General features: G+C 45.7%; 1 pseudogene. It reads left to right on the forward strand.

The window, feature by feature from the left end:
• A pseudogene (locus AAEY88_RS12755) lies at window positions 1-313 on the forward strand (histidine kinase); the annotation flags it as partial.

The raw sequence follows: 313 nt of genomic DNA on the forward strand, positions 1-313 counted from the left end.
ACCTATCAGCGCCTTAATCCTTTTAGTAAACGCTGGCGTTTTTTTTATATTCACGATGAACACACCCATAATCATGAAAGTCGGGTGATTTCCGTCGGTCAGAACCTTGATTCTCGCCAGAAAATGATTTTCGATGCTATGTCCGTGCAGGTACTGCCGATGCTAGTGGGGCTACTGGCGTTTATAGGTTTGGTTGTTTGGTTTATTCGACGCGGATTTAGGCCCTTAACCAAGATTAGCTCTGAGCTTGAACAACGTCAGCCGCAACATGATATCCCAGTCACAGCAGAGGTGCCAAAAGAGATTCAGCCTT

Origin of the sequence: Psychrobacter sp. CAL346-MNA-CIBAN-0220, assembly GCF_040309805.1 — a bacterium.
Taxonomy (GTDB): Bacteria; Pseudomonadota; Gammaproteobacteria; order Pseudomonadales; family Moraxellaceae; genus Psychrobacter.